The organism is Methanolobus sp. ZRKC3, assembly GCF_045291275.1.
In the GTDB taxonomy this organism is placed as follows: domain Archaea; phylum Halobacteriota; class Methanosarcinia; order Methanosarcinales; family Methanosarcinaceae; genus Methanolobus.
Genome location: NZ_CP146982.1, coordinates 466380 through 486006, shown reverse-complemented (window position 1 = coordinate 486006; position 19627 = coordinate 466380). Strand labels below are relative to the sequence as shown.

At 38.9% G+C, this 19627-nt stretch carries 18 protein-coding genes; 4 read left to right on the top strand and 14 right to left on the bottom strand.

Annotated features, from left to right (window positions below):
• Positions 1-17: 17 nt before the first annotated feature.
• From V7O66_RS02355 to V7O66_RS02340, 4 genes are all read right to left on the bottom strand, one after another.
• Positions 18-1019: an endonuclease/exonuclease/phosphatase family protein gene (locus tag V7O66_RS02355; RefSeq protein WP_406661385.1), complete on the bottom strand. Its 1002-nt coding sequence runs from the start codon at positions 1017-1019 to the stop codon at positions 18-20.
• 135 nt (positions 1020-1154) lie between these two features.
• Positions 1155-3389, bottom strand: coding sequence for a M6 family metalloprotease domain-containing protein (locus tag V7O66_RS02350; RefSeq protein ID WP_406661384.1), 2235 nt, complete (start codon positions 3387-3389; stop codon positions 1155-1157).
• 160 nt (positions 3390-3549) lie between these two features.
• Positions 3550-3870, bottom strand: a complete 321-nt coding sequence (locus V7O66_RS02345; protein WP_406661383.1) for a hypothetical protein — start codon at positions 3868-3870, stop codon at positions 3550-3552.
• A 214-nt stretch (positions 3871-4084) separates the two neighbouring features.
• A complete protein-coding gene (locus tag V7O66_RS02340) occupies positions 4085-5284 on the bottom strand; it encodes an invasin domain 3-containing protein (protein WP_406661382.1) in 1200 nt (399 codons plus the stop codon).
• Between the two features lie 397 nt (positions 5285-5681).
• Between V7O66_RS02340 and V7O66_RS02335 the strand changes: the two genes are divergently transcribed.
• Entirely contained in the window at positions 5682-6599 is a 918-nt protein-coding gene (locus V7O66_RS02335) for a tetratricopeptide repeat protein (RefSeq protein ID WP_406661381.1), read from the top strand.
• A gap of 182 nt (positions 6600-6781) precedes the next feature.
• Here V7O66_RS02335 and V7O66_RS02330 read toward each other — a convergent pair whose 3' ends face one another.
• From V7O66_RS02330 to V7O66_RS02320, 3 genes are all read right to left on the bottom strand, one after another.
• Positions 6782-8164, bottom strand: coding sequence for a multiheme c-type cytochrome (locus tag V7O66_RS02330; RefSeq protein ID WP_406661380.1), 1383 nt, complete (start codon positions 8162-8164; stop codon positions 6782-6784).
• Between the two features lie 180 nt (positions 8165-8344).
• Complete coding sequence (mmrce1, locus tag V7O66_RS02325; protein ID WP_406661379.1) at positions 8345-9169, bottom strand: MmRce1 family CPBP family CAAX prenyl protease; 825 nt, start codon at positions 9167-9169, stop codon at positions 8345-8347.
• 191 nt (positions 9170-9360) lie between these two features.
• Positions 9361-9948 (bottom strand): GTP-binding protein, encoded by a 588-nt coding sequence (locus tag V7O66_RS02320; protein ID WP_406661378.1) that lies wholly within the window; start codon positions 9946-9948, stop codon positions 9361-9363.
• Positions 9949-10307: 359 nt separating this feature from the next.
• Between V7O66_RS02320 and V7O66_RS02315 the strand changes: the two genes are divergently transcribed.
• Entirely contained in the window at positions 10308-11912 is a 1605-nt protein-coding gene (locus V7O66_RS02315; RefSeq protein ID WP_406661377.1) for an AAA family ATPase, read from the top strand.
• Positions 11884-13353, top strand: coding sequence for a VWA domain-containing protein (locus V7O66_RS02310; RefSeq protein WP_406661376.1), 1470 nt, complete (start codon positions 11884-11886; stop codon positions 13351-13353). Before V7O66_RS02315 ends, V7O66_RS02310 begins: the two co-directional genes overlap by 29 nt.
• Positions 13354-13453: 100 nt before the next feature.
• On the opposite strand, the gene V7O66_RS02305 is transcribed toward V7O66_RS02310, so the two are convergent.
• Positions 13454-13759 carry a hypothetical protein gene (locus V7O66_RS02305; RefSeq protein ID WP_406661375.1) on the bottom strand — a complete coding sequence of 102 codons (306 nt, stop codon included), beginning with the start codon at positions 13757-13759 and terminating at the stop codon, positions 13454-13456.
• Positions 13756-14436 (bottom strand): PD-(D/E)XK nuclease family protein, encoded by a 681-nt coding sequence (locus V7O66_RS02300; RefSeq protein ID WP_406661374.1) that lies wholly within the window; start codon positions 14434-14436, stop codon positions 13756-13758. Before V7O66_RS02300 ends, V7O66_RS02305 begins: the two co-directional genes overlap by 4 nt.
• 328 nt (positions 14437-14764) lie before the next feature.
• On the opposite strand from V7O66_RS02300, the gene V7O66_RS02295 reads away from it, so the two are divergent.
• Entirely contained in the window at positions 14765-14974 is a 210-nt protein-coding gene (locus V7O66_RS02295) for a hypothetical protein (RefSeq protein ID WP_406661373.1), read from the top strand.
• A 142-nt stretch (positions 14975-15116) separates the two neighbouring features.
• Here the strand turns inward: V7O66_RS02295 and V7O66_RS02290 are convergent, their stop codons facing one another.
• The 5 genes from V7O66_RS02290 to V7O66_RS02270 form a co-directional block, all read right to left on the bottom strand.
• Positions 15117-16472, bottom strand: a complete 1356-nt coding sequence (locus V7O66_RS02290; RefSeq protein WP_406661371.1) for a hypothetical protein — start codon at positions 16470-16472, stop codon at positions 15117-15119.
• Between the two features lie 17 nt (positions 16473-16489).
• The gene (locus V7O66_RS02285; RefSeq protein ID WP_406662536.1) at positions 16490-17083 is read right to left on the bottom strand and encodes a CDP-alcohol phosphatidyltransferase family protein; all 594 of its coding nucleotides are present in this window, start codon (positions 17081-17083) and stop codon (positions 16490-16492) included.
• Between the two features lie 35 nt (positions 17084-17118).
• On the bottom strand, positions 17119-18237 hold the full coding sequence (locus V7O66_RS02280; protein ID WP_406661370.1) for a pyridoxal phosphate-dependent aminotransferase: 1119 nt from the start codon (positions 18235-18237) through the stop codon (positions 17119-17121).
• Positions 18227-19219: a phosphocholine cytidylyltransferase family protein gene (locus V7O66_RS02275; protein ID WP_406661369.1), complete on the bottom strand. Its 993-nt coding sequence runs from the start codon at positions 19217-19219 to the stop codon at positions 18227-18229. The genes V7O66_RS02280 and V7O66_RS02275 overlap by 11 nt, the downstream gene beginning before the upstream one ends.
• A gap of 282 nt (positions 19220-19501) precedes the next feature.
• Complete coding sequence (locus tag V7O66_RS02270; protein ID WP_406661368.1) at positions 19502-19627, bottom strand: hypothetical protein; 126 nt, start codon at positions 19625-19627, stop codon at positions 19502-19504.

Below are 19627 nucleotides of genomic sequence, written 5' to 3'. Positions count from 1 at the left end.
ATAACTCACTCCTGATATTATAAACTCCCATCATGCAACTCAAATTCTACAATCATCGGTGCATGGTCTGATTCGGGGAACTTTCTCTCTGTTGCAAAGGCAATTGACTCATCATGCAACAATTCGTTATGTACTTCCAGACCCTTATAGCACCCCATCATTCCTCTGGAAACCAGAAAATGATCCAGCATCCTTCCTTTCCCTCGATGATAAAGTGAAAAGCGAGATGATTCCGGAATGCTCAGTTCGCAGGGCACCATAACGCGCTTAGCCAGTCTGGAATTACCTGTATCTTCAACTTCGCCCCTTATTGCCGCCAAAGGTACCTCTTCGAGTTCAGCATTGAAATCTCCACACACAACGATCCACCTGTCTTCATCTTCATCAAACAAATTATCGATCAAAATCCGAGTTTCCAGGGCTTGACCTACCCTCTTCATGGAGGAGATAAAAAAACCCTCCGCAAAACCAGAGGCGGTCCTCCAGGTGTAATTGTTTAGCTTCTGTCCTTCTATATTTGAAGGTATACGTGACTTTAAATGGACATTTATGATATCTACTGTTAGATCTTTAATTTTGATTCTGGCGTAAAGTATTGGTCGCTCCCAGCTAACTTTTCTTGATTTATTTTCCCCCTCACCAATTGTTTTTGCAGTTACCTGCAAATAATGCGGAGCAGGTGCATAATCATGCTTGTACTGATGGTATTCCAGGATATCGTACCGACTTAAGATTACAAGATTACGCTCATCGTAGACCTGTTTCCCATCTTCGGTCATGGTGGATACGATCTGGTAGTCAGCATATTGCGTACCTTTGATAAGCTCCTGCAGAGCCAACAACCGACGGGGATGCCCCTCTTGTTCCTGACCGTTGACCTCCTGAAAGCATAGGATATCAGCATCGAGTCTGTATAATTGAGGGCGAATCAAAGCTATACGCTCTTCTAACGTCGGCTTTTGGTTTGCTTTGTCATCAAGATTTTCCAGGTTAAATGTCGCTATGCGTAATTTGTTCAAAATATATCCCTCTCAAAAAGAATACGAAATATCGGGAAAATACTGAGAGATCACAGAGAATTATCCCTTCTGCAGAGCCTCCGCTCTTGCTCAAGCATTTCCCGATGTAAACCCTGACTAGTATTTTGTTTCAACTTAATAGGTCAATTCTATTGACCATTCTTCCAATACCCCTTCATCATACTTCGCAAGGTCTTTAACATGAAGGGTCCAGTCACCTTTGATCTGTTGATCAAGCATTGTTTCCAGCGCCGGTGCAGAGGAGAGGTCATACGACATTCTCAAATCGTTCTTACCATCACCGGAACGGCTATGCATTATTGCCCTCTGACCTGAAGGAGAAAGCAATTCCACAACCAGGTCACCTATGTACGTATGGGATATTTCCACACTTACATTTATATCTTTGACCAATCCGGTTTCTTCTATGGAAATTGCGCTATTGACACCTTCACCATTAATGTCGGGAATTACCACATTCGGCATACTCTCACCTGAAGCTATTTTGTCTACAGATTCATATTCTATCTCGATACTCCAGCAATTGAGTCTGCCAATATCACGCCTTAGCATATCACGCACATTGAGTTTCCACGTTCCTTCAGTAGCTTCGTTCGTAAGGTCGGCAAGTTCTGTGACAGCATCTGAATTGTAAGTTTTCTGCAAGTCATCCTGATGTCCGCTTTCCTGATCATGAAGCAGGGCTATTTTTCCCGAAGGTGCCTCCAGTTCAACCTGCAGGTCCCCAATGTATGTGTGGCTTATGTCCACACCAACCTTGATCGCTTTAACCTTGCCAATCTCTGCGATATTTATCTCGCTGCTTACACCCATTGCTTCGTAGTCAGGAATCGGGAGATCTGCTTTAACATCAGCAGTCACTAAATTGACATCTGTTGGCTGCCCAACTGTGAATCGAATGATCTCACCGGGTGCACTGATCTCTGAGAGCATCAGACCTGAATCTGTCCCATCCCACTGCCTTGATGAAGGTACAGTGTCGTGTGATAAAGCAAGTTCCGCCACCTCTGCAAAAAGATCTCCTTTATCCCCATAATTGCGGTTGTTTTCCAGGTCCAGATGGCCATCCGCCTGAAGCAGTCCACACTGATAATGCCGGTCTTCCGTCCCACCTTGCCACTCATTTGAACCCAGGGTATCGCAGTGGTACACAGCAAGACCACTGTCTGGAAGATGGGAATCAAGTCCAATCTTTGTGCGGTTCTCTATCAGGAAATATTCGTTGGGATTGTTAGTCTCATATTTCACTATGGTTTCATAATCGCCATGATGGACCTCATGAGAACCTGGACTATTTAAAAGTATTTCACGCTCATTCCAGCCCACAAGATGACGCAGATAGGCACATACTGGTGCAGGAGTTCGTCCCCTGTTAAGGTGATTTCCTGAAGCCATCAGACAATACCTACCCATTCCGCGGCTTTTTTCGAAGTCCCCATCCCGTGTACCATAGTCATAGATATCCGGAAAACGACATAGCTGATGACCATTCTCATGGCAGAATGTTCCAATGCTCAGATCGACCCTTTCCCGACCTAAGCTTGTGAGCATGTAAAAGTGGGTTCGTACTCCCCCGTAATTCAAATTGATATTATGGTTGTGAGGCCAGAGATCACCCTCATAAACTGTACGCCCTGCATACATGAAGTTTAGAGCATCAACGATACCTTCACCTTTTGAATCGAACTCAGAGAGATTGATCCCTATGTCGTTGACGACAATGTCCATTGCTTCCTTAATGAACAAGTTGCTTTTGTAATAATCACGATTCTGGCTCAATTTTATTGGCCCGACAACAAAGTTACTGTAATGAAGCTTTCCACTTGATACGAGCTGGAAATATTCCCGGACAGAGCAGAAGTTACCGTTCTGCGTGTAATTGTCCGCGTTCAACAATTCATCTACTTCCTCAGATGTAACGTTAGTGGAGACATCGGCAAATTCAACCAGAACTGTCAAACCCCTGACCTGCCCCTCACTGACACGCCTTCCACGGAGTAAACCCTCATTGGCTCCAATAGTTCTAGCAATATTTGAAGCCACAGCAGGTTCATTAGGCATCATCTTTGAATACCTTTGATTGAACTTCTCGTTCCGCACATCCTTTGATTCCTTAAAATGCCTGCGGATCCCTGCCGGAACAGGCTTTATTGTCGGTGCTCCACTTGAAGCGAACCTTCCATTAAGCAATATTGCGTAACAATACTGCCCCCTATCGGTATCGTAGACTACAGTGTATCCATCTTTTGTTTCATAGCGTGCATAGAATTCATCACCAAACACGACTAGTTCCACATCATGACCATTTTTTTGACTAAATATCAAATTTTCACCGAAAATTGCACTCATTACATTTCCCCCTTTATATTTTCATTATTTACTTCACTAAAAATTATAAACTCCCTAAATCGTCATTTTAGTAAAAACAAGAAATAAAATGCAAAAATTAAGAATCCAATATGAAATTATTGCCATCTCAATTACGGATACTGTGAACGACTTAACAGGTTCAACTAATCCATACTCTTCTGTATGCTTCAAGAATTATTTTCTGATCCGACATATTCCCACAAGACTTCAGCCGATCAATCTCCAGGAGGAATTTTCCAATTAATTCCCTTTCCATATCATTTTTCTCTGCAAACTTCATGGCTAGAATTTTCAGCCTTTTTCTGGATGAATATTTCTTTGAAACATTATCGTCAACAAAATTGAATATCAAACCGCATTTTTCATGCCCTATCGTTCTTGTAGAAGGGTTTTGTGATGTACTTATATAATCTTTAAATGTTGATTTTTTAATGAATTCCCCACATTCACATAAAATCATTTGAGCACCCCCAAAGTCAAAATATACAGCTAACACTAATCAAAAGGAGTTGTCATCGCCCCACTGCTCGCTCCTCTGTACAAAAAACATTGTGTATAAACTGATACTACCAATAAAGTTGGTAAATATTAATACATAAGTATTTCCATCCTACATCATACATATTTTAATGAAGCATCCTCTGATCATACAAACCTGGAAATTGCACTTAGTCTCAATTATCATCGCCCAGTTCTGTGAACTTAACCTCTATACTTTCTTTGAATATCCCCTTACATTCTGCCTTTATAGTTGCGGTTCCACCTGATTCCGAAGACTCCAGAACAGCCATGGTTGAATCGTAGCCCACCGATATTATCACAGGAGTTTGTATCATTCCCAGGTCTGTTTGCAGGTCTATCCTTATATCTTCCGGAACTAGTATGGGAACTCCATCTTTGTCCTCTATCTGTACCTTTATGTTTGAGCTGGATGTTCCGTCGGCAGGTATGCTTCCCGGTTCTGCTGAAAGTACCATTTTAATCTCATTTTCTTTCAGCTCACATTCAACTACAACTGTTTCACCTGGCACGACAATTGCTTCTTTTTTACCGTACCAGCATTTCAATTTCTCAATTTTTATGAATTTTAGCTCATGTGGTCCTACAGAAACTTCAGCAATGGAATGTGGAGACAATCCAATGGGTAAAGGTGTTTCATCAAGATAGACCAATGCCTTTTCAGGCTTTGAGATAGCTTCTATTGATCCGGTTTGATTCTCTGCTTTTTCTTTTTCTTCTTGTGACAGCTTATTCGGTGATGCTGATCTCATTTTTTTCCACAAAGCACCTCCGGCTACAAAAGTAACAATTAGTATCAAAAATATTATTCCCAGAGGAAGAACATAATAAGTGCCACCGCTTTCTTCTTCATACTCTTTTGGCACTTCTTTTTCTGGCAGTTCCCTTACATCCCTCAGTGGCTCCTCTTCTACCGGTATTTCCTCAATTGGGCCTTCCTCAATTGGTGCTTCTTCTGCCGGATATGTTATTTTCAGGACACCTGCCCCTTCTGCTGAAATACCGCTTACTACCAATATTTTCCAGACTTCCCCTGCCCTGATGTCATCTCCAGAAACCTCATATATCAATGACAAAGGCATTCCGGTATCTTGCGACCACCAGACCTCTTCCCTATTGCCAGCAGGCGATTCCAGGACCAGTGCAAGCTCAACAGCCATGCCTTCAAAACTTATCAATTCAGCATCGATGATTCCCATTCCATCAACTGTGAACTCAAAGATATAGGGCTCATTCTGGTTCACATAAATGTCCGTCTCCACGGTTTTAGCGCTGGCACCATTCAAAAACAGACCAGATACAAGAATTAGAATAAACAATGTTGCCACTATTCTCAGACTGTTATGCGTCTTCATACCCACTACTCCCACAATATAATTGATTGATATGCTATTTATTAATGTATTATTGAAAATATTGAGTGTGTGGAATTTGGGATATTTTCTACACAAAAAATTATTCGCCAAAGAGGATATATTCTTTTTTAAGGTTTTTTGCCTGAATTATTTAAAAAAGACAAAACAAAAATATAATGTCTTATGACATGGAAATCCAATGTAATGTCTACTAATAGTTCCTAAAGATCACTGCAATGATTGTTATTTTGTGCTCTTGTAGAAGTGCTCTAATTGTTAGATTATAGACTATTTCGGATATTTGTAAAAAATAAATAATATATTATATTAGTTATTATTCATATGACAGAGAATTCTACAAACCAAAATATTAAGAAATTATAATAGGAGATATACTATGAGATTAGTAAAAACATTTGTTCTAATCACTTTATTGATAGCAGCTTTTTCTGCGGGATGTGTTGAAGAGGATACGCAGGTTGCCAGCGCAGACGAATTTTTTGAAACAAGTAGATATGATGAAGCGATCGTATCCTATGATAAAATACTAGAAAGGGAACCTGGCAATATCGATGCATTGAATAGTAAAGGAGAATCCCTCAATGCACTTAGCAGGTACGATGAAGCGATCGAATGTTATGATAAAGCAATAGATATCGAACCAGAGAATGCTATGGCATGGGTTAACAAGGGAGATTCTCTTCTTGAGCTTAGCGGGTATGATGAAGCACTTGAATGCTATGAAAGGGCAATAGAGATCGATCCTGAATTTTATACAGCATGGTCTGGAAAAGGATGTGTCCTTTATTCACTTGACAGGTATAATGAATCAATAGAGTACTTTGGGAAGTCAATTGAATGCTCAGATAAAGCAATAGATTCCGATGCAGAGAATATTTTAGCATGGTATGAAAAGGGTCTATCCCTATCGTACCTTGAAGAATACAACAATTCGATCGAATGTTATAATAGAACAATAGAGATCAATCCAGAATTTGTTTATGGATGGTACGGGAAAGGAACTAGTCTCCTATATCTTGAAAGATATGATGAGGCAGTAGAATGCTATGATAAAGCAATAGGTATCAGTCCAGGGTTTGCTTATTCATGGGATTGTAAAGGGTATGCTCTAACTGAACTTGGCAGATATGATGAAGCAGTAGAATGCTACGATAGAGCAATCGAGATCAACCCTGAATATGCTTATGCATGGGAAGGAAAAGGGTATGCCCTTGATGAACTCGGCAGATCCGATGAAGCAAGTGAATGCTACAAAAAGGTAGAAGAACTTATCTCACCTTTATTGGAAATTTGATCTAACGGATCTTCAACATTCGCTTCCATGGAAATCCTGATTCACAAGTGGAATATTATTACAGAATCAGGATTTCCACATAGCCGAAAGAATGGCTATGCAGAGATCTCATACATAAACTACGGGTTGATCAAAAGGAAAGAGTCACTGAGAGCCTGGTAGACCTCATTCAAGACCGGATATCAATCTCTCTTTCTCAATGATACTAATATTGCACCAAGAATGCATGTAATTGCAAGCATGGACTCAAATCCTGGTAAGCTGGAAGTATCCGTATCTGTTCCTTCAATTCCAAGCTGGGACTGGATCTCGGCATTTATCCTAATTTGTTCTGCCATTTCTTCAAGCTCAGCTTCATCCCTTAGTATTTCATAGAAACCATGCCACTGGACAAAATCCGGACCCAGCATGAATGCACCCATTCTTGCACGTCTGCCCTCGTGATGCCAGACCTCATATATTTTGAATTCTATGGGTTCGTCAAAGTTCTGCTCGGTGAGCAATCCATCTTCCCTGAGTTCGTCAACTATCAGTTTTGAATCAGTGTATTTCCTGTTGTATAACTCGACGGTATTGTCTGCATTTTCGTAGTAGTTCGTGATCCAGTCATCTGAGTGGCATTGTGCACACACTGAATACATACGGTCACGCTTTTCCTGCCACGTAGACCCATCGCTGATGGGAGTTCCAAGAGCGTTTGCCGTGTTGTCGGTACGTCTGGATATTGGAGGCTCAAGTTCCCATGAAAGGCGTGAGCTAACATCATGGGTTGCTGCCAGTTCATCTGTTCCCGACATGTGACAGACAGTGCAGGTGGGTGCCCTGTAATCCTCCCCAGCCAGCCATTCCTCATCGCTCCAGTTCCACTGGTCACCTTCGGTGTTGTAGATGCTTCCATGCTTTGATTCAAAGAATATCTCCGTTTGTGGATGGTCAGGTCCAAGATGGCATTGTTCACATGACTCCGGTTTTCTTGCCTCTTCCACTGAGAACAGATGACGTGTGTGACAGGAGGAACACGATCCAAGACTGCCATCAGGATTGATTCTTCCAATTCCATTATTTGGCCATACACTGGCGTCCTCTGTACTCTTACCGGTCATGTTGGTACCATGGCATGCCTGACAGCCGTTAACTGTTGCATCATGGTTCACGATAGTCTCACCATCAACTGTTACTTTGCTTTCAAGATATGGCAATGCCTCATTGTCATAATCCAGTTCATAGTATTTGGCACCGAGAGAATGCAAGCTCCGGGTATTCTCCTCAAACTCCGCCACATGACAGAATCCGCAATCACCTGCTGACACCACAGGCGAGATATGAGTCCCCATATGCGCCACAGCATCAGGATCCGCCGGGTCAGCAATGTGGCATTCCCCACATGACACACCATTTTCTGCATGTTTGCTGTTCTCCCAATCATCTATTATCGTCGGAAACTTGCCTATAGAACTATGACATTCCAGACAACCATCCGAATCATGCTCAACTGCTGCACCCGTTTGCACCACCAGAGCAAAAAACACTATCAATGTCCATGCTAATAAGTATACGACTTTCATGTTCCACCCATGTTTACAATGACTCTGTAGAATGATACGATATTTACCCATAAAAGAATAGATGGAACTTTGATAAAAAGGTGTGGTGGGGTAGTTATTTGGATAGGGGGGAGGTTGTTCTTAACTGATTAGAATGAATTTTGAATAATGGTCTGTGGATCTATCTGTCATTCAGCCAACCTAAGCTTCAAGGTGTTCTCTTGAAAAGAACATTTCCTTATCGTATACAATAATAGCAGCAGCCACAAAAATCAAAACCCCGGTTTCAATACACTTCGTGGTCTGGGTGATATTCAGTATCTCCTGAGACATATTGACGATAAAGTGAAAAACAATAGCTGCAATAATGCTCTTCCTATTCTTTATGCATATCCAGCTGATTATCATTCCCATGGGAATGATGCTGACAAAGAAGTTCACACCATACCAGATGTTTTCGTGGAATATCTCATACTGATAGGAATTATTTACAAATACCAGCGGAAAGTGCCACAGCGACCATAGTACACTGAAAATAAGTGATGCTGTAAAGTAGGTGTACCGGCTCTGCAGGCTGTCAAAGGCATAGCCCCTCCATCCAAGTTCTTCAAAGCCTGCGGCAAGCAAAAGAATAAAAAGCACAGGGACAAAACCCGTTGAGAATGAGAAGCCTTCGGCAAACTGGAACTGCGAGATCGATTCCCCTAATGGAAGAGAGAGAAAGATAGATGTCAAAACCGATAGTGGCATTAGAAAAATAAATACTGGCAGTATTTTTGGCTGTATTAATTTTATGTTGATAAGCCTGTTAATAAAATCCTTTTTCAGATCTGTATTTTCAGACCTGAAGATCATAACAAGTGAAATAAGAAATGGCGCCATAAGTCCTGGCAACATAAGAAGCATATACAACTCGCTGCCATCATCCTGAAAACTTACATACGCCCCAGCAAACCAGAGAACATAGGTTGCGATAAAGGTCCAAAGAAAATATACCCTGGGTCTGTAATTGTAGTTAGAGATCATTTGTACCCCCATGTTTTAATATACATGGTGCAACGCTCCACATCTTATGTTGCATTTTACTGATTCTTTCAATTTCAATCTTGTATTGTAATGTCTATTACTATTAGTTTAGGAGAGTATAAAAAATTCACCCAATGTACGCATGCCCATTGTTGCGTTCTATTATGGAATTAACTGCCTGCTCAATTATTTCAGTTGACAATCATATCAACAAAATCACTAATTCTGTGCCCTTCAAAGCCAGCAGCGTGCACGAATATCTTTGCATCAGGATTGATTTCTTCAAATGTCCTGTTCAATGCTGCCATAGTTTCCTGATCAGTGGGATCAGCATTTGTAAATATGATATCTGATTCTACAATCTGTTTGCTAACTATCTTCGGGATCATCCTTGCATCGCTTTTAAGGTTATTCACATTGAACACATAGATAATGGGTGCAAAGGACAGATCCTTGAATTCAAGATTCGCAAGATATTCCCTTACTCTTCCAGGCGGTAAACTGAATGGAACCTCGATTACCATGTAGTCAAAGTTCGATTGTTTATTGATTTCAGGCAGTTCAACCATGAGGTCAGTTATAAAGGTGCATGGCACATCTTTCATCTCTTTTACCATGACAGTAGAATCCAGACCTACAGGCTTTTTTTCATTATTTATTACGTCTTCAATAACTACGACAGCTACTTTTTTATCTCTTGTAATTAGTTCATTCCCAACTGAAAAAAGAGCATTTTTCTTTTCTGTGCCTACAAAACCGCCTATCAAAACAATTTGCATTGAATTCCCCCTTAATTAGATTTGGTATGTATCGTTCATCAATTTTTAGAAAGTGATTTATATCTACTAAGAATAAGTTTACTTATATGGAAATAAGTGTAAATTATTTATAGTAATTTATTGCTCAAAAATCGAAGGCTTTAAGTAAATAAAAATGATTGAACACTTTTTGTAGATGCATATAACAATGACAAAATTGCTTATGAAATGTAGAAGAAACAGTCGGGCCTAGGGCAGATATTCGGTGTCTTATATTGTAAGTGGCTCGTTTCCTTTTAGGCTTTATGCAATTGCTTTTATTGGCTGCGAATATAGTAGGAGTGAAAAATTACATGAATCACCATCAATCAAATACTTCTATGAAAAAGAGAGTTACAGATCTGATCAATATCTGTTCTGACGGACTGTACGAAAGAGAAGAGATCGTTGCAGTTTCACTTCTTTCAGCCATTTCCGGACAATCTATTTTTCTCTATGGATTACCAGGCACAGCAAAAAGTCTGATTGCCCGTCGTTTATCGCATGTATTTAGAGATACGACTCATTTTGAATATCTGATGCAGAGCTTTAGTACTCCTGAGGATGTTTTCGGACCAGTCAGTATCCAGGAATTAAAAAAGGATAATTATGTTCGTAAAACAGATGGATACTTACCTACTGCCGACTTTGCTTTTCTTGATGAGATATGGAAAAGCAGTCCGGCTATCCTAAACACACTATTGACCATTATAAACGAAAGGATCTATCGAAATAATGGTAAAGACGAAAAGGTTCCGCTAAAAGCATTGATTGCTGCAAGCAATGAAACCCCTCCTGCCAATCAGGGCCTGGAAGCTCTCTATGATCGTTTTATAATGCGAATAGGAGTAGATCCTATGCAGGAAAGAGAGAATTTTGAAAAACTGCTTGATGGTGGAGCCGTTTCTACTGAAATAAAAGTTCCGGATGGACTGCAATTCTCCCATGCAGAATGGGAGCAGTTCCCTGATGAAATCTACAAAGTAACTATTTCCAAAGAAGTATTTGCTATCATTAATTCGATCAGGGTTTCAATTGATGAATTTAATAAAGATAATCCCGAAATTGCAGTTTATGTTTCCGATCGCAGATGGCAGAAAATTGCATTCATCTTAAAAGCTTCCGCATTTTTATGCGACCGAAATGAAGTGATACCTGTTGATACATTCATATTAAGACATTGTCTGTGGACACTTGAAGAAAACAGAGAACAAATTAATGAGATCGTTATAAAAAGTGTGAAACAATTTGGTTGTGTTAATTATGATAATTTAAATACTTGGGTATTAAACCATAATGATATTGAAAATACTGTGTATGACACCCTTTTTTATTCAGAGGATATCTATGATACAAAAGAAATTGCCGGAGAACAGTATTTTTCTGTCATTTCACCAGAAATTGAAAAAAATCATAGTAGTCCTGATCCTACTAAAATAAAAATTCGTTTTTACATCCCGGTAGAAAATATTGGTACTTTAAAATCATTTGAGCCAGTTGATGAAAATGGAGATTCCCAGTCTCGTGTGGAATGCAATTTCAATGGAAGTGAGTCATGTGAGGTAAATATACAGGAAAAACTGTTAAAAAGCGGTTGGGATTATCCTATTAAAAGTGCTTCATATGTCAAATGGTTTGACGCAACTCCAATCATAAAGGTCAAAAGAGGAACTCAAAAAAGTGTATGCCCAGAAGTTAAACAGAGTTTTGAGGATGCATGCAAAAGTTCTTTGATCAAGCTTGATGAAATCATTAATGACACGATATCTTATGTTGATACTCAAAGAAAGTTGAATGAAATACCATTTGTACCTGCAGAGAAGAGAGAATTATTGCTTGATGCATTCAACGCTTTTCTCAATGACCTGGAAAATCACAAATTAAACGCTGAACATTTGTTGGAAAAGGTGCAATCTCATGCAGTCTCTGAATCGAGAAATTGCTAAAGCAAAAGAATTTGTCAACATTCTTCAGTCAAGAAATTTTCCTAATCTGACAGATGAAAAGTTCAAGATCGTGTTGAACAGAAAAGTCAGTAACTGGGAAACATCAACTCGCGTCCATTTAGAAAATACAAATCCTTTTAAAAAACATCAATCTAAATTGAACTTTGCAAAATGGGACTTTAAGGCACATGGTGCTTGTGAAGAATCAATATTAGGTGACCTGAGCAATTATAAATTGCTTAATCCGTCTGTAAATGTTACATTCTGGGAACGAAAAATACTTGCTGCCAAAAGAAAAGTGGATGGGAAGGAGAGCAAGTCCATCACAGAAAGCCTCAATGCCATTCGTAGAAATGAACAGGAAGCCTGGGGAAAAGAGTACGAAAAGCAGCTACTTGAATGGCAGCTTATGGAAGTTCAAAGACTCCGTGTACAATTGTTAAAAGATCTGAAAGAATGGTTTGAAACAATACAGCAAATGAAAGAGGTATTTGATGAACTGGATGTTGATCCAGAGCTTTTGTGGGATCTAAGCGCCGGTGAACTAAGTGAACAGGATATCTCTTATCTTAAACAGTGGGCTGAATATTTGAATAAGGCTGAAAATATTCGTGAACTGTGTGAATTGATGGGAAGGTTGCGAAAGGAAGAACAATCTGAACGCACAGAGATTATTAATTCAACTATTCAGTACTGTGTTAGAAAAATAGATGTAACCTCCAATGAGATGGTCGTTGGTATTGAGCTTGGCAGAGATCTGGAAAATGTGATACCGCAGGAATTGGCACTGCTAAGTGATTCTGATGTCGCATTGCTTTTTGATCTAAAGTATGTTGAAAACCGACTGATGTGTTTTTCCAAGCATGGCTACAAAAATGAGATCTTTGAAGAAGAGATTCAGAAAACAGTAACCGTTGTTGATGAGGAAAAAATGGGGCCAATCATTATTTGTGTTGACTCAAGTAATTCGATGCAAGGTGCTCCGGAATATATAGCTAAAGCATTGACCCTCAGTATAGTATCCCGGGCAGCCACACAAAATAGAAAATGTTATTTGATCAATTTCAGCACTTCAATAGAGACCCTTGATCTTACCCCTCCAAAAGGCATTCATGACCTGATAGACTTCCTCAAAATGAGTTTTCATGGTGGTACCGATGTTGTACCAGCATTATACGAGGGAGTAAAAATGATGCAGGATGAAAATTATGAAAAAGCCGATCTATTGGTCATTTCTGATTTTGTATTCTCCCCTTTATCTTCTGACATTGTTTCCCTGTGCAAAAAACAAAAAGAGAATGAGAATCGTTTTTTCGCAGTAGCTATCAGTCCTTTTGAAACTAACCGTGTTGATGAAAGGTTTTTTGACCAAGGCTGGAAATACAACACTCGTGTAGGTAGCCTTTCAGAAATAAAGAATGATAAGTATATACTTATTTGACCTAGATTTTATTACAATGGTTGAGTATATCAGTTTGCAAGAATAATCCCTACATCTCTGAGGAAAACAGGATTTTTTAGTTGTCGTAGACAAGAAAAGATTAAACTTTCCATGGCAAATGTGGATATTTCTTTTTTATTTCAACCAAATCATCAATTAAGTTTAAGAAATAATCTTGTATTGATTTTATGTGGTCTTCCTCGTTCATAAATTTCTCAAGACCCAATGATTTGCCAATTCCAGACCAGCTTTTTGATTCATTTAAGTTATAACTATACCATTCGTCTGAATTTGATTTTACTATCTCTTTCATTGCAGCAAGTATTTCAGTTCGATGATTTGCATTTGGGCTTACTCCTAATTTGATTCCAACTTTGGGATAATCGGTTATTTTTGAATCATTCATCCAATATCCCAAAACAATTTCAAAATTTTGTCATTTTGGTTTTGTATATATGTATATCGATTATGGTTTTTTATTTGATTTAAGCAAAAAGAAGATTGTGATACTCCTCCAGTAATTTCAGTAAATTTATCTGAAACTTCCCCATACATTGTTTCATCCATCATTTTTCTAACTCTTGGAAAATTAGTTAGAGCCAAAATATCAACACTTGTAAATCTATTATCTCCCGACAAGTCATATTCCTCCATGAACTTTAAAGCTTCTTTTACCAAAATATCTTCAGCATAACCATCATGCGATTTTAAAAATTGATAGATTTCATACCATCTTAACTGAATAAATTTAAGTCTGTTTCTATTGTTACAACCTTGGAAAATAGCAAGTTCATTTTTTTTATCGTAATCTTTTGTAATGTAAATCAAGACTCCACAGCCGATATGTTCAATGTTGTCTAAATGCTCAGCATACCTTTTTAACTGATTGTGTCCTTCACATGAACCGATTTTGCATTCTACAAAAATTAATTCATTTTTGCTATCATCTGATAGTTCAATAAGGATATCGGGTCTACTTCCCGAAAAATGAGAATCCAATGCACCAAATGATTCTTGTGTGCTTATAAATATATCATTCTGATCGATGTTAGAAATTTTAAAATATCTAAGCCAATCATCCATCAAAGAAGGCTTAGATTTAAGCAAATATGTAAATATTTCAGTAAAGAAATCTTCTAATGGAATTTGGTTTGGATTTAATTGCAATAGATTATGAAAAATTGACACAATAAGTACCTCACATCTTAATTTTAAATTAAATCATTTGCATCGGCAATCTTTTTCTTGGATAATAAAATGAACAGATAAATATAATTCTGTTATTTTAGATAAATTATTTTGAGTTGTTTAATCTTCCCACGTAATTGCTTTAATTTTTTGTCTACTTCAATCTTCCATTCGATTTTCTTTTAATAAGTATTCCATATATGATACAGGCATAGTTTAAACTATGTTTAATAGTAAAGTTACAGCCCTAAAAGCAAGTAAAACAAGAATATATCCATCAATCCGCTTGCCACGAGAATATAGTGAAATAATAGAAAATAATGCAGAAATAATCCCCACACCTCAGGAAGAGAACCAGGATTTTTTAGTTGTCGTAGACAAGGAAAGTTTAAACTCTGAACCACTAAGTCCTCTTGAGGCAAGAGTTAAGTAGTCAAAAAACAGCTTAAAATATTACAAGAATCAACATCATTAAAAACAGATAGTTATGGTGGGCCCGACAACATTCGCAACCCAGATAACGCTTCTGGAGCACGAATCTAGGTGATTCGCTGAGACGAATACCTTATAAATAATTAAAATGGCCGCAAAGGTATTACATTTGTATTGAGTAATCTCGTTAATTCAAAGCATGAAGACTTCTCAGTACACATATCTGGCCAGTCTCTTTTAACTCCCATTTCTTTCAATGATTCTTCCATGTTGAAAATCTCATCCATATTCTCGGCTAAGATTATAACAGCAAACTCACCGGATGATGGCAATGTATCACAACTAAAAGGAAATACGGAATTTAATTTTTTGCCATCATACAGCACTGGTCCAATACGTTCAGTGAGTTCAAGAAATGAACATGCTACCGTCTTGATCTTCATAAATTTCCAGTATGGAATGGGGGAGATCAATTCTTCAATGTTATCTACGATCATGCTCACATAAGAGGAACTGTTAAAACGAGCGTTATTTTCAACAGGAAATATACCATCATCCGATACAATATAATCAATGCCGACTACACCCCGATATCCGAATTCAGCCATATTATTTACAATTTTTGCAGATGTTTTTGTAATGTAATTTAAAATGTCTGGCGAGGTATTTGCCCCTTTGAGAGTACCAATGTGTACCATACCTCTTTCACATATTTGATCCCGCATACCAAGAGAGTATATCTTACCACCTCTGCTGATCACCCACTGGTCATTCGGAGAAGACGAAACATTCAGAAAAGGCTCAATGATGATCGATTTTTCACCGCTAACTGCAATTTCGTGATATATTTCAGAAATATCATTGCCTTTCGTCTTGTATAACGACATGCCGGCTTCACCCAGAGTACCGCGAATAATAACAGTTTCGCAGGTTGACAGATATCCGTTAATAATGTTTTTCATCTCTATACAATTTTCATTGTCTTCAGGATGTATGTCAAATAAAGTGCCTTCAACAACAGACACGCCTAATTGTCGACATAGGGTCTTAAAAGCTGACTTATCATTATATTTTAGTGTTGCAGTTTCAGTTGCTCCGAAAAGATCAGCTCCAAGGGCTTTTGCAGCTTCAGTTTCTAGACGCCCTGAAAACCATGGCACATATACAGGTTTTTTCCCGATCAGCCGGATAATTTTTTTAACTGGTTCAGGATCATTAATGATAAGTTCCGAGAGAGTCATCTCTCTTGAATGAGCATCATATTCAACAATATGATCAGACCCAAGACCATGAGAGCGCAGCCATTTATGATACTCGTGATCCAGCTTTCCGCGTAGAACTACCAGATCATCACGGCGTGCTACCGGAAGCGCTCTGTCACATTTTGAATTAACAGATGGATCACGGCGCGGGAACTGGGAAAAAGAATCTGCTCCGTAAATTATTAACTCATTGTCATTGTTTGAGATACATTTCCTTAGTAACTGGTAGCCGCACATATATTGCTCCATAATATTCAGCTATAAATGAATGTCAATCCCAGGACATAAACCGAGAGAACATAAAACCATCTTCCGGTAAACTTGGGCGTTCGTACTGGTGCTAAATTAAAGGCAGCCATAAACACAAACAATGCATATAGAACGACTGAAAAAATCGGCTGGCTGAAAAAACCGTTCAACATAAAGACAAAAGCAAGAATAATGACATTGTTGTCAAGTGCAAATCCCATGTATGTTGAATCATCGACCAGACCGAAAACATTGAAATAACTCAACCGTATTGCACCGGTGGCTACAATCACGAACGCTCCGGGTAGGAACCATGGACTGAATCCTCCATAGCTCAAGAGAAATACAGCGGGGCATATTCCAAAACTTACAATATCTATCAATGAATCAAGCTGTCCTCCGAAAGCTCGATATTCATCAGTTCGCCCCTTCATCCGGCGGGCAATGAGGCCATCTCCCCAGTCAAAAAAAACAGCCCAAAGCATTCCAATTATCGCAATCGGAAAATTGCCTAATATGGCATAGTATATACTAAGGACCGCAGATAACAACCCTACAAGCGAACAGATATTTGGAAGATCTCGGGCGAAAGTAAGCATTCCTATCTGATGTGATTGTTGATTCTCTTGACCGATCATAAGGCTACTTCCGCTTTATTCAAGTCAATGATATCTACCAATGCTTCAACTAATTTGCAATTTTCTGTTTCAGTACGGCTGGCGATACGAACATAACGGCTGGAATCAGGTAGAGTCTTGTCCTGGCAATGTTTTATGTACATGTTATGCTCAATGAACAATCTCCGCGTGACTTCAGGACCACTTTGTGCGTGATCTGGCAGGCGGCAGAAAATAAAGTTTGCATCGGGTTTGTAAACAGTCATTCCCTGAATAGCACACAGGCTTTTATACAGATTATCCCGGTCTACACGTACCTGCTTACAGCTTTCGACAAACTCCTGCCTGTAATCGGGCAATATCCTCAGAAACTCTTCGGCAAAACCGTTAATATTCCATATATGTACGCCTTTCCTTACAGATTCAGCAAATGCTAAATTTGCAGTTAGCATATAACCGATCCTAAGGCCGCAGATACCATAGGCTTTGCTCATGCTTTTAAGGATCGCGATATTTGGATAATGTTCGAGTTCATTTTCCAGAGTTATTTGATCCGGGTCATGCACGAAATCCATGAAGGATTCATCGATGATCAGCATACAGTCATGATCTGCAAGTTTTTGTGCAAGAGATATTAGATCAGACTTGGGAACTACCATAGATGTGGGATTATTAGGTGTTACCACAACAGCAACATCTGCTTTGACCTTGATAGCTTCGGCAGCAAACTTATCTACATCCAATTGAAAAGATGGGAATTCAAGAGGAAATTCAACTACCTGACCTGCGGGCGCTGCATTCGCATATTCATTAAAAGATGGCACTGGAACGATCAACTTGCCGGATATGTGCCCGGAGATGATTTTGATAAGTTCGGCAGCACCGTTTCCTACAACGATCCTTTCAGCAGGTTGATCGATCAGATCACCCACAAGACCGGCAAGAGCATCCTGTGCAATCGGATAATTAAGGACAATGTCGTGAATTTGCTCTTTAAAACCTGTAAAAACTGCTTCTGGCGGAAAATATAGATTGTAAAGATAAGCATGATCAATAAAATCATGGCGATAGTAACCACCATGCTGTCCGGAAACGAATTCGTATTTTTCAGTTTGAGTCTTGTAATTATGTTGCATCAGGCATTATTTTCCCTAAATGATTTTGAAGTGGCACTTCATTTTTTAAAGTCTTAGCTTTACAAATTGACATTGAATTCAAAGAGTTGGACTGAGTCAATGGCCTTAAACCGGAAAGTGAACGAGTAACCGCTTTTTCCCCCTGTTTTTTGCTTGTTAAAAAAAATGGCCTTGATATCCCGGATATCTTTGATGTGATATTGTAAGGAATGATTGTCTCATATTTGTCTGCTGAAAATAGTTTCTCAGCCTTTGCAAGATCTGCGACTGTGTCTATTTCGTACCATCGCTTGCTGTCAAATGAGACTGTTTCAAGAGAGAGACTGCCATCAGCCACCATTTCCGCAAAGACGGTTTCATAATAGTCATTCACTTTGCCGGCTGAAATGTACTGACCCAACCTTTCTGTAATATTGTGCCAGGAAGATAATGAGAAACTGTAAATGTTGACAGTTTTGTACCTTATCTCGTCAAGCGGCCCGGCAATACCACTTTGGAACTTCTTAACATGATGAGATCCATTGGCTGTAACAGTAGAACCATTCATCCATGGCTGCATGCATCCAACAGCGATTCTGTCAGGGGAGCACATGCCATCCAGAAGAGATTCATCAAAAATAAGATCACTTTCAATAAGTAAGAAAGGCTCATTAATAATGTCACGCGCCATCCAGAGTGAATAAATATTATTGGTGCTTGCGTAAAGAGGACTAAAAATATATTCAATTGTCATCCCGCATGATCGCGTTTCTAAAAAGTCACGAATACATTTTTCATGGTATCCAGTGACTACAACAAGACGCTTAAAGCCTTGTTTTTTTAAATTTATGACAAGTCGTTCAAGTATAGAGGCCTCATGGATCATTGTAAGGCACTTAGGTGTGTCGCGTGTTAGAGGGTACAGACGACTGCCCTTACCAGCTGCCAATAATAATGCGGTGGTTATATTTCCATTATCACTATTGCTGTGATCCAAACTCATTGTAAATCCAATTGTTTGGTATTCATCCCATTATAAAGGTCGTCAATAGTGTTAAATATATGGTTGTCAATATGCATGCAAACTTCGCATAACTTACTTGTTTTATTTTGATAGTTTAGATGGATTATTTTATCTGGATTATAGCATTTTTGAAAAAAATCGTTAACATTCTGGAGTGTGGATAGAGGTGCAAAGCTATGCTCAGCACCGCAATGATATATACTGCTACTGTACCGCTTAATTGAAGTTTTCTTTCAATGATTAGATATCGCTAGATTCAAATTAACCCCTAATAATTTTCTTTATGTTAGAAGAAGGCCATCCAAATTTAGATACTAAACTTCTTGATGCTTTATTTGGATCATCGATATCAAAATCTCCTTCATTATCTAATAAGTATTTGACCAT

Bases quoted from the DNA above. Each gene is read 5' to 3' on its own strand.
- V7O66_RS02350 (WP_406661384.1), bottom strand. From the start codon at position 3,389: ATGAGTGCAATTTTCGGTGAAAATTTGATATTTAGTCAAAAAAATGGT.
- V7O66_RS02345 (WP_406661383.1), bottom strand. From the start codon at position 3,870: ATGATTTTATGTGAATGTGGGGAATTCATTAAAAAATCAACATTTAAA.
- V7O66_RS02340 (WP_406661382.1), bottom strand. From the start codon at position 5,284: ATGAAGACGCATAACAGTCTGAGAATAGTGGCAACATTGTTTATTCTA.
- V7O66_RS02335 (WP_406661381.1), top strand. From the start codon at position 5,682: ATGAGATTAGTAAAAACATTTGTTCTAATCACTTTATTGATAGCAGCT.
- V7O66_RS02330 (WP_406661380.1), bottom strand. From the start codon at position 8,164: ATGAAAGTCGTATACTTATTAGCATGGACATTGATAGTGTTTTTTGCT.
- mmrce1 (WP_406661379.1), bottom strand. From the start codon at position 9,169: ATGATCTCTAACTACAATTACAGACCCAGGGTATATTTTCTTTGGACC.
- V7O66_RS02320 (WP_406661378.1), bottom strand. From the start codon at position 9,948: ATGCAAATTGTTTTGATAGGCGGTTTTGTAGGCACAGAAAAGAAAAAT.
- V7O66_RS02315 (WP_406661377.1), top strand. From the start codon at position 10,308: ATGAAAAAGAGAGTTACAGATCTGATCAATATCTGTTCTGACGGACTG.
- V7O66_RS02310 (WP_406661376.1), top strand. From the start codon at position 11,884: ATGCAGTCTCTGAATCGAGAAATTGCTAAAGCAAAAGAATTTGTCAAC.
- V7O66_RS02305 (WP_406661375.1), bottom strand. From the start codon at position 13,759: ATGAATGATTCAAAAATAACCGATTATCCCAAAGTTGGAATCAAATTA.
- V7O66_RS02300 (WP_406661374.1), bottom strand. From the start codon at position 14,436: ATGGATGATTGGCTTAGATATTTTAAAATTTCTAACATCGATCAGAAT.
- V7O66_RS02295 (WP_406661373.1), top strand. From the start codon at position 14,765: ATGTTTAATAGTAAAGTTACAGCCCTAAAAGCAAGTAAAACAAGAATA.
- V7O66_RS02290 (WP_406661371.1), bottom strand. From the start codon at position 16,472: ATGTGCGGCTACCAGTTACTAAGGAAATGTATCTCAAACAATGACAAT.
- V7O66_RS02285 (WP_406662536.1), bottom strand. From the start codon at position 17,083: ATGCTTACTTTCGCCCGAGATCTTCCAAATATCTGTTCGCTTGTAGGG.
- V7O66_RS02280 (WP_406661370.1), bottom strand. From the start codon at position 18,237: ATGCAACATAATTACAAGACTCAAACTGAAAAATACGAATTCGTTTCC.
- V7O66_RS02275 (WP_406661369.1), bottom strand. From the start codon at position 19,219: ATGAGTTTGGATCACAGCAATAGTGATAATGGAAATATAACCACCGCA.
- V7O66_RS02270 (WP_406661368.1), bottom strand. From the start codon at position 19,627: ATGGTCAAATACTTATTAGATAATGAAGGAGATTTTGATATCGATGAT.